The sequence below is a fragment of the Paenarthrobacter sp. NyZ202 genome (genome assembly GCF_049860755.1).
GTDB lineage: Bacteria > Actinomycetota > Actinomycetes > Actinomycetales > Micrococcaceae > Arthrobacter.
Map to the genome: position 1 here is coordinate 3972352 of NZ_CP187556.1, position 14343 is coordinate 3986694.

General features: G+C 62.1%; 14 protein-coding genes and 1 tRNA gene. 4 read left to right on the forward strand and 11 right to left on the reverse strand.

The window, feature by feature from the left end:
- Nucleotides 1–57: 57 nt before the first annotated feature.
- A complete protein-coding gene (locus ACPFL9_RS18435) occupies nt 58–501 on the reverse strand; it encodes an SRPBCC family protein (protein WP_426004405.1) in 444 nt (147 codons plus the stop codon).
- 218 nt (nt 502–719) lie between these two features.
- Here ACPFL9_RS18435 and ACPFL9_RS18440 point away from each other — a divergent pair, with 218 nt between their 5' ends.
- The gene (locus ACPFL9_RS18440; RefSeq protein ID WP_426004406.1) at nt 720–2219 is read left to right on the forward strand and encodes a M15 family metallopeptidase; all 1500 of its coding nucleotides are present in this window, start codon (nt 720–722) and stop codon (nt 2217–2219) included.
- A 70-nt stretch (nt 2220–2289) separates the two neighbouring features.
- A tRNA-Gly gene (locus tag ACPFL9_RS18445) sits at nt 2290–2360 on the forward strand.
- A 78-nt stretch (nt 2361–2438) separates the two neighbouring features.
- On the opposite strand, the gene ACPFL9_RS18450 is transcribed toward ACPFL9_RS18445, so the two are convergent.
- On the reverse strand, nt 2439–3860 hold the full coding sequence (locus ACPFL9_RS18450; protein ID WP_426004407.1) for an MFS transporter: 1422 nt from the start codon (nt 3858–3860) through the stop codon (nt 2439–2441).
- 170 nt (nt 3861–4030) lie between these two features.
- Here ACPFL9_RS18450 and ACPFL9_RS18455 point away from each other — a divergent pair, with 170 nt between their 5' ends.
- The gene (locus ACPFL9_RS18455; protein WP_426004408.1) at nt 4031–4885 is read left to right on the forward strand and encodes a LysR substrate-binding domain-containing protein; all 855 of its coding nucleotides are present in this window, start codon (nt 4031–4033) and stop codon (nt 4883–4885) included.
- A gap of 70 nt (nt 4886–4955) precedes the next feature.
- Nucleotides 4956–5729: a sugar phosphate isomerase/epimerase family protein gene (locus ACPFL9_RS18460; protein WP_426004409.1), complete on the forward strand. Its 774-nt coding sequence runs from the start codon at nt 4956–4958 to the stop codon at nt 5727–5729.
- On the opposite strand, the gene ACPFL9_RS18465 is transcribed toward ACPFL9_RS18460, so the two are convergent.
- The 9 genes from ACPFL9_RS18465 to ACPFL9_RS18505 form a co-directional block, all read right to left on the reverse strand.
- The gene (locus ACPFL9_RS18465) at nt 5726–5851 is read right to left on the reverse strand and encodes a hypothetical protein (RefSeq protein ID WP_426004411.1); all 126 of its coding nucleotides are present in this window, start codon (nt 5849–5851) and stop codon (nt 5726–5728) included. The two genes, ACPFL9_RS18460 and ACPFL9_RS18465, sit on opposite strands and share 4 nt — an antisense overlap.
- A gap of 19 nt (nt 5852–5870) precedes the next feature.
- On the reverse strand, nt 5871–6905 hold the full coding sequence (dmpG, locus tag ACPFL9_RS18470) for a 4-hydroxy-2-oxovalerate aldolase (RefSeq protein ID WP_426004412.1): 1035 nt from the start codon (nt 6903–6905) through the stop codon (nt 5871–5873).
- On the reverse strand, nt 6902–7858 hold the full coding sequence (locus tag ACPFL9_RS18475) for an acetaldehyde dehydrogenase (acetylating) (protein ID WP_426004413.1): 957 nt from the start codon (nt 7856–7858) through the stop codon (nt 6902–6904). The genes dmpG and ACPFL9_RS18475 overlap by 4 nt, the downstream gene beginning before the upstream one ends.
- Nucleotides 7859–7897: 39 nt before the next feature.
- Complete coding sequence (locus ACPFL9_RS18480; protein WP_426004415.1) at nt 7898–8704, reverse strand: 2-keto-4-pentenoate hydratase; 807 nt, start codon at nt 8702–8704, stop codon at nt 7898–7900.
- A 33-nt stretch (nt 8705–8737) separates the two neighbouring features.
- The gene (locus tag ACPFL9_RS18485; protein ID WP_426004416.1) at nt 8738–10354 is read right to left on the reverse strand and encodes an ATP-dependent acyl-CoA ligase; all 1617 of its coding nucleotides are present in this window, start codon (nt 10352–10354) and stop codon (nt 8738–8740) included.
- A gap of 7 nt (nt 10355–10361) precedes the next feature.
- A complete protein-coding gene (locus ACPFL9_RS18490) occupies nt 10362–10667 on the reverse strand; it encodes a hypothetical protein (RefSeq protein ID WP_426004417.1) in 306 nt (101 codons plus the stop codon).
- Nucleotides 10664–11806 carry a thiolase family protein gene (locus tag ACPFL9_RS18495; protein WP_426004418.1) on the reverse strand — a complete coding sequence of 381 codons (1143 nt, stop codon included), beginning with the start codon at nt 11804–11806 and terminating at the stop codon, nt 10664–10666. Before ACPFL9_RS18495 ends, ACPFL9_RS18490 begins: the two co-directional genes overlap by 4 nt.
- 48 nt (nt 11807–11854) lie before the next feature.
- Complete coding sequence (locus ACPFL9_RS18500) at nt 11855–13204, reverse strand: MFS transporter (RefSeq protein ID WP_426004419.1); 1350 nt, start codon at nt 13202–13204, stop codon at nt 11855–11857.
- A 73-nt stretch (nt 13205–13277) separates the two neighbouring features.
- Nucleotides 13278–14333, reverse strand: coding sequence for an amidohydrolase family protein (locus ACPFL9_RS18505; RefSeq protein WP_426004420.1), 1056 nt, complete (start codon nt 14331–14333; stop codon nt 13278–13280).
- Nucleotides 14334–14343 lie beyond the last annotated feature (10 nt).

A 14343-nucleotide genomic window follows, 5' to 3' on the forward strand; every position in this document is an offset into this window, starting at 1 on the left:
GTTCCGGCGTCGTACTTAAAGCGTCCTACCTAAAGCGTCGTACCCAACACGGGACCGTCACGCCGCCGGGCGTGACTCAATCACCGTCTTGAGTTGTTCCAGCTGCGCGACCTCGGCCTCCATGGTCTTCTGGATCATGCCGCCCATGAGTTTCTGCAGGCCTTTGGGGTGGAGCTCCAGCGCGAACCGCAACCGCGTGGTCTTGCCCTCGGTGCTGAGGTAGTAGCCCCCGGTGGGCCGGGCGGGTCCTGCCACCACGGCAAACCGCACCTCGGCGCCGGGGCGCGATTCGGTGATCTGGAAGTCCGCGGCAATGGGCCGGCCTCCGGGTCCGTTGAGGGTCTGCTGGTACACCGCGCCGTTCTCGCCCTGGACACCGGCCTTCAGGGAGATGCTCCGGACGCCCGAGCGCCAGAGGGCGTTGTTCATTCCGTCCATCAGGAAGCCATAGACGGTCATGGCATCCCTGTCGATCACCACTTCATGGGCTGCAAATGCCACGGAGACCTCTTTCGGCGTACGTTCACGGTGTCGTAGCCCGGTTCCCCATACACTGCAGCTAACACCTTCAGAATAGACAGCGCCGCTCACGCAGGACACATTGCTGACGAGCCTTGACCGAATGGTTACCTCCCGGCCGGGTGTCGTCATGCTGCTGACACATCCCGCCTGTCCGGGTAGAGTTCCTCCGGGCCGGTATTAATCAAATTGGGGGCGTAATGCGACGTTTGGACCACCGCACTTTTGTTGGAAAAGCGCGACGGCGGGTGGCCGCGTGTGCGGCATTCCTGGCTGTCGCTGTGGCTGGCGGTGTTGTGTCCGCGGCTCCTGCGCCTGCTGCTCCTGCACCGGCCGTCTCCAGTGCTGCGAAGGCTGCCGTACCCACCACGGCGAACCCGCTGCCGAGCGTCGATCCTATCGGGGATCCGTCCAGCTTTTCCGTGCTGGTCAACAAGTCCCGCCCGTTGAACCCCCTCAGCTATGTCCCGCATGACCTCATCAACGCCCGCGGTTCAGGCCAGTACATGCGCGCTGAAGCCGCCGCATGGTTGAACGGGCTGTTCCAGGGCGCGGCCGATGCCGGAACGGGTGGCCTGTCCATCATCAGCGGGTACCGGTCTTATGCCACGCAGCAGCAGGTCTATTGGGGCTATGTGAACCAGTACGGCCAAGCCTACGCCGACACCATCTCCGCCAAACCGGGCTACAGCGAGCACCAGACCGGCCTTGCCATGGACATCGGCAACGCTGGCGGCTCCTGTGGTCTCAGCACCTGCTTCGGCGACACCGCCGCAGGCAAGTGGGTGGCGGCAAACGCCCACAAATACGGGTTCATCGTCCGGTATCCCAATGGCTACACAGGGACCACGGGTTACAGCTACGAACCCTGGCACCTGCGCTATGTAGGTGTCGCTCTGGCTACTGACATGCAGCGCCGCGGCTTCCCGACGTTGGAGCACTACTTCGCAGGCAACACCGCCCGCTCCGCGAGCATCAAGTCCGGCGCCGACCTTGTGGCAGCCGATTCTTCCGGCAGGCTGTTGCGCTACCCCGCGACGGCGGCAGGCGGCTACATGGCGCCTGTCCAGATCGGTTCGGGCTGGACCGGATTGAAGCAGGGCTTCGTGGTGGACTGGGACATCGACGGGGTGTACGACATCCTGGCCCAGTGGAACAACGGTGTCCTGGGCGTTTATCGCGGCCTCCCGGGTGGAGGTTTTGCCGGCCAGGTAGTGGTGGGCAGCGGCGGCTGGGAGCAGATGACCATCACCGTGGGCAAGTGGTCCCACAGCCATCCCCGCCCCAGTGTGGTGGGGTACTTCCCTGACGGCGTCCTGCGCTACTACCCCAACACGTTTGGTGGGGCGTTGAGCGGGCCGCAGATCATCGGCAAGGGCTGGAACGGCATGGAACTGACCATGGTCGACTGGGAAGGCGATGGCGCCAACGACATCCTTGCCCGGACAGCCTCGGGCGCGCTCATCAACTACCGCGGGGACGGCTGGGCAGGTTTCTACGGACCGGCGACCACCGTCGGTACAGGCTGGCAGTACATCCGGGCCTTGGTTCCCAGCTTTGGGCTGACCGGTGCAGGTACACGCGGAATCACGGCGCGGACCATGGAAGGCAACCTTTACAACTACGGACTGGGCCGGGGTCAGTGGACCACGTACGGCCAAGTGGGCTCCGGCTGGAACGGCCTGCAGCTGTTCAAGTAGGCGCGCCTGTCATCGGCAGCCCCTGATCTGCGCTAAGCTGGGATTCGCTCCGGCGTGCAGTCGGGGCAACGCGGGCGTAGCTCAATGGTAGAGCGCTAGCTTCCCAAGCTCGATACGCGGGTTCGATTCCCGTCGCCCGCTCTCTTCGTCCCACCCCCGCTGACCTGGTTCGTGGCCCTCAAAGCCGCTACGCGCCGGCTTTAAGGGCCACAAATCCCGCTAGGCCGAGGCTGCGGATGTCTCCACGATCCTGAGCACCCGGCGGCGGTCACGCAGGTTGACCTTGAGCTGCAGCGAGGAGCGCCGCGCAAGCACCACAGCCACCACGCCTGCTGCGAGTGCCGGAACACCGCCCGATACCAGGATGGCAAGGTGCGGGCCCAAGTGCTCGGCCAGCCATCCCATCATGGGACCGCCGATCGCCTGGCCACCGATCAGCACCACCAGGTAAAGGCTCATGACACGGCCACGGATGCCCATGTTGGAGCTGGTCTGCACCATCTGGTTGGCCGCAGTAAGGAACATCAGGCACCAGAACCCGGCCAGGACCATCGCTGCACTGAACCAGACCATGGACGGCATGGCAGCAGACAGGCAGAGCATCAGACCGTACAGCCCAGCCGAGGCCACCACGGAGCGCAACCGCAGTTGCCGGCGCCGTGTGGAGGCAACCGCTCCCGTCAGTGCCCCGAGTGCAACCATGGCGTTCAGCAGGCCGTAGCCTCCGGCGCCGGCGTCGTACACATGGTCCGCGAAGGCGGCCAGCAGCACGGGGAGACTCATCGCGAAAACTGCCACGAAGCCTGCCATCAGCCACGGCCAGTAGATGGTGGGCTTGGCGAGCGCGTAGCGAAGACCCTCGCGCAGCATGCCCTTCCGGCGCGGGGTGGGTTGGCTCAGGTGGAGCTGGTCCTTGCGAAGGATCATCAGCATGGCCACTGTGGAGCAGCAGGCCGCGGCGTTGCCGGCAAAAGCCCAGCCGGCGCCCACGGCGGTGAGCAGCCAGCCGGCGAGCGCGGGCCCGATCAGGCCGCCCAGCTGGAAAGTTGTGGAGTTCACGCTGATGGCGTTGCGCAGGTATTTGGGGCCGACGAGTTCGTTGACGAATACCTGCCGGGCCGGCTGGTCCAGCACAGTCACGAACCCCAGGAGCACGGCAATGATGTACACGTGCCACACCTGCACTACGTGGGTCAGGGACAGGATCGCCAGCGCGGCAGCCAGGACTGCGGCCGCCGACTGGCAGATGATGAGGATCTTCCGCTTGGCGAAGCGGTCCGCCATCATGCCGCCCCAAGGACCAAGGAACAGTGACGGCATGAACTGCAGCGCCACGGTGATTCCCACAGCGGTGACGGAACCGGACAGCTCCAGCACCATCCAGTCCTGGGCGATTCGCTGCATCCAGATGGCGATCACGGCAATAAAGTGGCCAAGGGCGAAGATCCTGAAGTTGGGGACCTTCAAGGAAATGAACGTGTGCCGCCAGGGCAGCTTTTCACTCACGACGGCGAGTGGCTGGGTGACGGGGTCCGTCTGGTTTGTGTCCTGCAAGGGGTTAGTGTCCTGCAAGGGACCAGCGGACAGGGAATCGATGACGGGCTGGCTGACATGTGCCGCTGAAGGCGGTGGGGGTGCCAAAGTTAGTCCTCGGATTAGGAGTTTCGGTGGGATGGCTTTAACGCTATGGTTGCCTGCAGCAATTGTGGAAGCCTATTGGGCCTATAAGTAGCATTGCGGAATGCAATGATCGTCCAGCGCTGGAGCAGCACTTTGGCCCCTGTCGCGGCAAGCACTCAAAGGAGTTTTGCGTGTTCGAACCCGTCCAGCTGCGCTCATTCCTGGCCGTCGCTGAAACGCTGAGCTTCACCAAGGCAGCGGACCGCCTTGGCCTGGCCCAACCCACTGTCAGCCAGCACGTGCGCAAGCTCGAGGCGGCAGCGAAGAGGGTCCTCGTAGCCAGGGACACCCGCGAGGTCCGGCTGACGGACAATGGCGACGCCATGGCCGGCTTCGCCCGGAGCATCCTGGCGGCCCACGACTCTGCGTCGCGATATTTCTCGGGTTCGGCGATGCGCGGACGACTCCGTTTCGGCACCGCCGACGACCTCGCCATTACAGGCCTGCCCCGGATCCTGCGTGAGTTCAGGCAGCTGTACCCGCAGATCAACCTCGAGCTGACCGTGAGCCAGAGCGACCAGCTCTACAAGAGGCTCAATGCCGGTCAACTGGATCTGGTCTTTGTGAAGTGGGTGGCGGGAGCCAAGGAAGGGACCGTGGTGCGGCATGACAATTTCGCCTGGGTGGGTCTGGAACAGACCGTACTCGAACCCGGCGCTCCCGTGCCGCTGATCGCGTACCCGGCTCCCAGCCTGAGCCGGAAGCTGGCCATCGACGCCTTGGAGGCAGCCGGAAGGACCTGGCGGATCACCTGCAGCACCAAGCAGATCAGTGGCGTACTGGCCGCCGTCCGCGCGGGCATCGGGGTAGCCGTCATGCCGGCCTCGCTGGTTCCGGAGGATCTCAAAGTGATCACCCAGCGCTTCGACCTGCCGCCGGTGGGAGATGTCGATTTCACGCTCATCAGGAACCCCCTGGCCAACGCCGAGGTCATCGATGCCCTGACCCAGGCCATCATGGGCCGGACGTTGAACAAGTCCTCCTGACCGTGTTCGCTTTTGTCCGGACAGACTCCTCGCTCTTCGCGGGTAAGCGCATTCCAGCTATCCTGAACCAATGATCGACCTCACAACGCTGCCAGACCTCACGCCGGGCATTTGCTCCGTCACCCTCAGGGACAAAGGGATCGACGAGGTGGTCCGTATAGCCGCCGAAGCGGGCCTGGCCGGCATTGAGTGGGGCACGGACGTGCACATCAAGGACACGGACTCCGCCGAACACGCCAGGAAGGCGGGTGAAGAGGCAGGGCTTCGCGTCCTGTCTCTGGGCTCCTACTACCGGGCAGGATCCTTCGCCGGCTTCGACCACCTCCTCGATCTGGCCACGACCCTGGGCGCACCGAGGATCCGTGTCTGGGCCGGCGACGTCGGCAGCCATGAGGCCACCGACGAACACTGGGAATCGGTAGTCAGCGACTCCCAGCGGATTGCGGGCCTGGCGGAAGAACATGGCATCACCATCGCCTTCGAGTACCACGGCAATACCCTCACTGATACACCGGAAACCACCCTGGAGTTGCTGCGCCGCGTGGACCACGCCAACATCGGCACCTACTGGCAGCCCGCCGTCGGGCTTTCCGACCAGCAGGCGCTCGACTCGCTTCACCACGTCCTGCCGCACGTGGTGGGTGTGCATTGCTTTTCGTGGGGGCCCAAGGCGGAACGCCATCCGCTGCGGGCGCGGAAACTGTTGTGGCAGACCGTATCCGACGTGCTGCGCGGGAACGGCCAGGACCTGGACATCATGATGGAATTCGTGGAGGACGACCTCCCGGAGAATGTCCTTCACGACGCCGCCTTCCTGCACGGCATCACCTTGGGCGAGGACTAGTCCGGCCCTGTCGGGTCCACCAAGGCCGGAACCATGACGGCAACAACCGGCACGTACTTCCCGTAAGGAGCGGCAGCACCACGTGCCGCGAGGGAGGCATTGGCACGATGTGGGCTACCCACCCGGGAATGACAGGGCTTCTCAGTTGGTTTCGGCTGCCTGTAGATTCAACGCCACATCGACGATCATGTCTTCCTGTCCCCCCACGTAGCCGGCATTACCGACTTCCTGAAGGATCTGCCAGGCCGGCACTCCGTAGCGTTCCGCTGCCCGCTCTGCATGGATGAGGAACGAGGAGTAGACGCCTGCGTAGCCTTGCATGATGGATGCACGGTCCATGACGGGCATGCGGGTGATGATGGGCTTGACGATGTCTTCAGCGGCAGCCATCAGGCCTTGGGTGTCGACACCAGTGGTTATATCGAGCCGATCGAATGCTGCAGCGAGCACTTCGGTTGGGGAATTGCCTGCTCCGGCCCCGAGAGCCACAAGCGTGCCATCGATTTGCCGTGCACCGGCGCGCACGGCAAAGACTGAATTGGCGACGCCGAAGCTCAGGTTTTGGTGGCCATGGAACCCCACCTGCGCGTCGTCGCCCAGTTCTGCCACCAGGGCGGCGACCCTCTCGGCAACACCTTCCAGGATCAGGGCACCGGCAGAGTCGACTACGTAAACGCACTGGCATCCCGAGTCGGCCATGATGCGGCCCTGCTTGGCCAGCTCCTCCGGGCTCGCCCGATGCGACAGCATGAGGAAACCCACGGTCTCCATGCCCAGCTTCCGCGCACGGGAGAAGTGCTGGGTAGAGATATCTGCCTCCGTGCAGTGCGTCGCGATCCGCGCTACTGAAGCGCCGGCGTCGTGTGCCTTGTTGAGGTCGTGGATGGTGCCGAGGCCGGGAAGCATGAGCACCGCGATCCGGGCCCGCTTGGCTTCATGCACGGCGGCCTTGATGAGGTCCAGTTCCGGGGTCAGTGAGAACCCGTAGTTGAAGGACGAACCGCCCAGGCCGTCTCCATGGGTCACTTCGATGACGTCCACGCGGGCATCGTCGAGCGCCCTGACGACGCTTCGCACATGCGCTTCCGTAAACCGGTGGCTCATGGCGTGGGAACCGTCGCGCAAAGTGGTATCCGTCAGGCGGACGGCGTAACCATTTTTTTCCGGAAGGGTCATGACTGGCTCCTGGTGTTCTGGGTGGAAGCAGCAACAAGCTCCTGCTCGTCCATCTTTTCGGCAAGCAGGTCTGCGGTTCGGGTGGCGGCAGCGGTGATGATGTCCAAGTTGCCGGCGTACTCGGGAAGGTAGTCTGCGGCACCTTTTACCTGCACCCAGACGCCAACCCTTCCGGCACCCTTCCAATCGTCCCGGGCGGTATCGAATTGCGGTTCGACCCGCAGTTCGTATCCGGGAACGTATTCCCGCGTCTTCTCAACGGCCTCGTTGATGGCGGCCCGGATCCGTTCCTGGGTCTCTCCCGGTTCGGCAGCCACTGCCGGTATTGCGCAGTAAATGGTGTTCCGCATGATCATGGGCGGTTCCACGGGGTTGATGATGATGATGGCTTTGCCCCGCTTGGCACCACCGACAACTTGGAGTGCTTCTGCGGTGGTTTCGGTGAACTCATCAACGTTGGCCCGTGTACCCGGACCAGCCGACTTCGACGCTATGGATGCCACGATTTCTGCGTAATCCACCGGAACCACCGAAGAAATCGCCGCAACGATCGGCGTCGTGGCCTGGCCGGCGCAGGTAATCATGTTCACGTTCATGGCGTCGTCGATCAATTCCAGGTTGACCACGGGAGCGACGTAGGGGCCCACCGCTGCGGGAGTCAGGTCGATGGCCCGGATGCCCGCCTCGCGGTACTTGGGGGCATTCGCCGCATGGGCTTTTGCGGACGTGCATTCGAACACGAAGTCCGGTTTGTCCTCCTGCGCCAGCAGCCACTCGACTCCTTCTGAAGAGACTGTCACGCCGAGGCGGGCTGCGCGGGCAAGGCCGTCAGAGTTGGGGTCGATGCCGATCATGTATTTGACTTCGACGTTTTTCGAGCGTCGCATGATCTTGAACATCAAGTCGGTCCCGATGTTGCCTGAACCGACGATTGCTGCGGTTTTCTTGGCCATGTGGGTTTCCTTTGATTGGTAGCCGTTGTTATGCATGGGCTAGGTGAAGTGGATTGTCAGGGATCCAAGGTCGCCGAAGTCGGCGGTCGCGCTGCTGTCAGCAACCACCGGAAGGGCCTTGGTGAATGATCCCGGGAGAACAAGGTGTCCGGCTTCCAAGGCAACGCCTTGTTCTCCCAAAATGTTGGCCAACCAAACCAGCGCCAGGATGGGGTCACCCATAACAGCCTGGCCAGTACCGGTTTCCACCGGATGGTCGTCAATGCGCAGGGTGCATTCAACCTGTTTGAGTTCGTCGACGCGGATATCCAGCGGCGTCCGGCCAACTGCGATGGCGCCGCAGGAAGCGTTATCCGCCACGGTGTCCACCAATCGGATATTCCAGTCAGCGATGCGTGAATCGATGATTTCGATCGCAGGGTAGACGGCTTCCACGGCATCAACTGCTTGCTGGTAGGTGACACCGGGGCCTTGGAGTGCCTCTTTGAGCAGGAAACCAAACTCTGGCTCAACTTTTGGAGAGATGAAACTGTCGCTGGGGATTTGTGCTCCGTCGTGATGGACCATGTCTTCGAAGAAGAAACCGAAGTCGGGCGAGTCGACGCCAAGTTGTGCTTGCATGGCTTGGGAGGTCAAGCCGACTTTCCTCCCGGCGAGAACCCGACCGGCTGCCCGGTGTTGCTTCAATTGGTCGGCCTGCACCTCGTACGCATCCTGGATGGTCATGGACGCGATCCGGTCACGCAGGGGTGGCACCGGGGCTCGGGTAACTGTGGCGGTGAGCAGCTCCTGGGCAAAACCGTGCAGGACTTCTTCGCGTTCCGTGGCGTTGGCGGTTGTATGCATTGTTGTTCCTATCAGCGCGTGATCGTTCCTGGCCTATCCATGTCCCACGGAGTTCAGTACCGGGGTGGGCTGGTGGTGCTGCAGCAGTTCCCTGTCCCATTGGGCCGCCGCAGTACCTTCCTCCCTCAGCACGGCCTTCCGCACTTTTCCGTTCTCGGTCTTTGGCAGGTCCGGGACCACACGCATGAACCGCGGGATCGCGTACTTGGCCAGCCGGGGTTCGCAAAAAGCCGAGATCTCGCCGAAATCAACAGGGCCCTTGGTGATGATCGCCGCCATGACTTCGTCTTCGCCCAGTTCAGAATCCACGGCATAGACCGCCGCTTCACTGATCAGGGGATGTTCGAGGAGTGCCTGTTCGACTTCGGCTGAAGATATGTTCTCGCCCCTGCGACGGATAACGTCCTTGATCCTGTCGACGAACCGCACCCATCCGTCTGGTTCCACCACGACGCGGTCTCCGGTGTGGAACCAAAGGTCCCGCCAAGCCGTGACCGTGGCCTCGGGCATCCGGTAATAGCCGGTTGCGAACGCATGGGGCTGGTCGCTGCGCAGCAACAGCTCGCCCGGCTCCCCGGCCGGGACCTCCAGCCCGTACTCGTCCACGATGCGCGCACTGAATCCCGGCTGTACCTTCCCCATGTAACCGGGCCTTTGTTCGCTCCGGCTGGAGGCCACGATGGAGTTGGTTTCGGTTGAGCCGTAGCCGTCCATGAGGGTGATCCCGAACCGTTCGCGGAAAGAGGCCAACAACCCGGCAGGTGTTGCCGGCGCGAGCGCGGCGACCACTCCGTGCGCCCGGTCCAGTGGAGTAGGTGGTTTGCTGGCGAGGATGCTCACCATGGCACCGAGCAGATACGTGAATGTCGCGCCTGCGCTGTGAACATCCGACCAGAACCGCGAGGCCGAGAATCGGGGTCCCAGGACGTATTCGGCACCGCTGACCAATGCCTGGCTGAACGCGTTCAGGGCGTTTGTATGGAAAAGCGGCAAACAGGTGTACAGAACGTCTGCCTCTGTGATTTCAAGCTGACGAGAGACATTTACGCCCCACCAGTAAAACTGCCCATGCGGGCATTGAACACCTTTGGACACTCCGGTGGTACCGGAAGTGTAAAGGATCGCTGCCGTGTCCCCGGGTAGTACGGGCGCAGGCTCAACAGGGGAAGTTGCCTTGGGCAAGCCCGTGAAAGGGTAGCGACTGTCAAGGGCTGAAGCTGCTTCGTCAAACAGCCAGATCTGCCGCAATGCAGGAAGGTCCGAAAGCCTGTCCACATGTTCAAGCAGCGTCGACTCCGTAACAAGGAGTGATGACTCGGAATTGGCAAGGATGTGATGGAGCTGTTCTCCTCGTGCGGCCGTATTGATGGGAACAGCAATTGCTCCCACCCATGCGCACCCCAGGATGAGATCAAGAAGTTCGATGCGGTTGCTGGACATCAGAGCAACCCGGTCACCCGGACGAATGCCATGATTCAGCAGCACTCCTCCCGCGAGGGCGACGGCTTCCAGCATTTGCCGGCCATCCCGTCGGACTGAACCGCAGCGCATAAGCGGCGCGTTCGGGAGCTTCTCTGCCCGGTTCATCAACAGGCCAGGGACCGTCATCGAGGCGGCAACCGAACCTGCGGTGTAGGTATCTTCGGACATGGTTCTCCTAGGCTTTATTTCTCTGAAAAGGTACGTAGCCAACCAGGGCAGTTTCTTCGCTGGCAGTGTTGGTGAGGTCGATACTGTCGCCTGCTTTGACGGTCCCACCCAGAATCCGGGCAATGAATTGAACGTCTTCCGGGCAGACGACGGTAGCTGTCTGCTGCCCGCTCGAGAGCAAGGTGACCGCTTCGACCACTCCGGAGTCGACGTCGTCTTCAACAAAGGAAGTGTTGGAACATCTGGAGCAGATGAGCCGGAACGGGAAGTAGGCCTTGCGGCAATTGACGCATCTTTGAAAAACAGCACTCATTCCGAAGCCTCCAACACTGCCAGGTTTGCGCACGCACCGTAGCGGTACAGCACCATCCCATATCCGCTGACTGCAGCCAGTCTCGCTTGCACCTGCCGATCTCCTCCTTGTCCCAGCAACTGCCGCGTGGCCTCCACCAAGCCATGCATACCGCCGGCAGATCCTGCCTGGCCTGCGGAGAGTTGCCCTCCTGAGGTGTTAAGGGCCAGCTCCCTGGAGAGAATGCGTGCCCGGATGAATTCCGGGATGTCCGCGTTCTCTGCCACCGCTCCCATGTCTACGAGCTGGGCGACCACCATGGCCGGATAGTCGTCGTAGACACTGAGGACGTCCATATCCTCTGGAGAGACCCCCGCCCTCTCCCATGCCAAAGGTGCGCAATACCGCAAACCGGTGACCAGACCATCGCCCGCTTGGTTGTCCTGATTGTAGGAAGCGGTGGTCGAAAGAATCTTCGCCCTTCGCTGTCCGTTTGCCCTCTCATCCGCAACGACCACAACGGCGTCGGCACCTGTGACAGGCGGAACACAGTCAAAGCGGCCCAAGGGTTCGGCAACCAAAGGAGCGGCAAGGTACTCCTCAAGCGTCAAAGGTGTGCGGTACACGGCCCCTGGGTTCAGGCCCGCCCATTCCCGCTGGGCCACTGCAATGCGGCCATAGTCCTCCCGGGCCAAGCCAAGCTTCTCCATCTGGCGGGTTGTCAGCATGGCAAAGAGTGCGTTCGGGCCTGACATGGGCAAGGGGGTCAAGTGGTCAGCCGTTGCCCTGTTGTACTTGGCAACAAGGTTGGCGAAGGCGTCACCGTCCATAAGGTCGCCGGCTGCGAGTACAACTACCGAGGCATCGCCCGCTTCGATGGCGTGGACGGCGTGCTGCAGCATGTTACCGGCGCTGGCGCCACCGTTGGTGTCTTGCATGAGCCAGGTCAGCTTCAAACCCATCCTCCACGCGAGGTCGATGGCGTGGTCCGGATCCAGCGTGAAGCTGGATACTCCAAAGCCGTCTACATCGCTGGGAGAAAGTCCGGCGTCTTTGAGTGCACGGCCCACTGCATCGGCAATGGTGCCCGATGTAGTGGTCCCGGGTTGGGGATGCCGCGTATACGGGGACTCGCCGGTAGCAATGATGGATACTGCCATGGTTGGTTCTTTCCTGTTCAGTGGGGTGGAGTCGGCCGGGGCTGACGGCTATCGGGGTGCGACGTTGACTTCGTGCACGTCCACGTGGGCATCAGGAGCAGGTGTACGGTTTTGGCCCACGTTCTTGGAGAAGGCCAGCGCAATCAGGGTGATGGCCGCCAGGCCGAGGGCGTACAGGGCAACCGGCGTTGAGCTGTTGTAGGTCAGCAGGAGTGCGGTAGCGATGAATGGTGCCAGTCCGCCGGCAAAAACAGCTGCTACTTCGTGGCCCAGTGCCATTCCTGAATAGCGGACTTCGGGGCTGAACAGTTCGTGGAAGAAGGCGGGCTGGGCCCCGATCATTGCGGCGTGGCAAATTCCGTTTCCGATGAAGTAGGCGAGAACAATAAGGCCTGGCGAGTTCGAGTCGATGAGCCAGAAGAAGGGGAAGGCCATGAGTGCCAGTGCGGTGGCCCCAATTGCGTAGACTTTTCGGCGGCCGATCTTGTCGGATAGATGCCCAAAGAAAATGATGGTGCAGAACGCAAACAGCATCGAGAGCATGACGCCCAACAGCAGCGTTCCCCGTTCGACTCCCACATGCACGCCGTAGACCAAGGAGAATGACAGCAGCAGGTACGAGCCACCGTTTTCGGCAACCCGGAGACCCATGGCCACCAGGATTTCCTTCGGGTGGGTACGCAGCGCGGTCCAGACCGGCAAGGCGGCCCTGTCGCCGTCGGACTTGACCTGCTCAAATTCTTTCGTCTCCGGAAGCCGGAAACGGATGTACATGCCGACGCCGAACAACAGGATGCTCAGGAGGAACGGCAGGCGCCAGCCCCAAGCCATAAACTGCTCCTCCGGGAGCAATTGTGCGAGGTAGAAGGCGGCAGAGGCGAGGACGAACCCGAGGGTGACTCCCCCTTGGCTGAACGCCGAAAACAGTCCGCGGCGTTCTTCCGAGGAGTTTTCGCTGATGATCAAAACGCCTCCTCCCCACTCGCCGCCGGCAGCTATTCCTTGAAGGACGCGAAGCACCACAAGCATGATGGGAGCCCAGATGCCTACCTGCTGATACGTGGGCAGGAGGCCCATCAGGAAAGTGGCGATGCCCATGATGCTCAGTGTCATGACCAGGGCAGTTTTCCTGCTGATACGGTCGCCGATGTGGCCGAAAAGTATGCCACCAAACGGACGGGCGGCGAATCCCACGGCGAAGCCGACGAAGGCTCCCAAGGTGCCCACCAGCGGATCGGTGCCTGACGGGAAGAAGAGCTTTCCAAAGACGATGGCGGCCGCCGTCGCATAAAGGAAAAAGTCGTACCATTCGAGCGAATTCCCAACGAGCGATGCGATGACATAGCGCTTGATTCCGGGGCTTTTGGCGCCGGACGCGCCTAGGGCTTTTTGTGACATGAGCGTCTCCTGGTGGAAAGGGGGGTGTGGTGGGGCAAGGATCCACGACGGCGGGGATCCTGCTGGTCAGCCATCAAGCACTGGCCTGTGTTCCGGTGAAGATCCGGACGTCAGCGTCGACGTCCATTCCGAGAAACTTTTGAGCGTTCTTGCTCAGGAGTTGACTTTGTTGCTGGTGGGTCAGGAAGGGAGCCTGCCTGATCAGGTTTCCCGCGGGCCTTTCACCCAAGGGGTACGGGAAATCGGAGCCGAGCATGACGTGTTCGCTTCCCATGACGTCAATGAGGAGCCGCAAAGAGGCGTCATTGAAAACCACGGAGTCCACGCTGAACCGGTTCAGGTAATGCGATGGGGGGAACTCGGATGTCGCGATAAGGTCCGGGCGCTGGTGCCAGGCGTTGTCCATGCGGCCTACCCAGTAAGGAAAGGATCCACCTCCGTGGGCAAAGCAGAGGCGCAGGTGCTCGGGTAGCCTGTCGAAGCCCCCACCGAGGATGAGCGAAAGTATGGACAAGTGTGTTTCCCCGGGCATGCCCACCAACCAGCGTGCCATCCATCGTTCGAGTCGAGGTGAAGTGGGCATGTCCCAGGGGTGTATGAAAACAGCTGCGTTGCGGTCCGCACAGTGCTGGAGAAACGTGATGATGCCTTCATCGTCCAGGTCGCGGTCGCCGACGTGGTTGCCGATCTCGACGCCGACATGGCCGTTCTCCAGCGATCGGTCAAGTTCCCGGCACGCGGCGTCCGTGTCCTGCAGGGGTACCTGGCAGAACGGGATCAGGCGCTGTGGTGCTGGATCACAGACCTCCAACGCCAAATCATTGAAGATCCGACTGACCTTCACTGCTTCTTGAGGGTCGCGGGCGTAGGAGAAGAACAGCGGTGTAGGTGAGACAACCTGTACGTCCACACCATCGGCGTCCATCGCCGCGAGGCGCTCTTCGGCCGCCCAGGCGTTCGAGCGAAGGGGGCGGAATTCAGCGGAGCCCAGCATGAGCATCGCTTCCCGTTCCGAGTCGCTGCGCAGCCACGGCCAGGGGCCGTTTCCGCCTGTTTCCTGCCCGAGGTCAGGCCACCCGTTCGGCACGTAGTGGGTGTGGACGTCGATGGTGGGTGAAAGGTTGGTCACTGGGATCTTT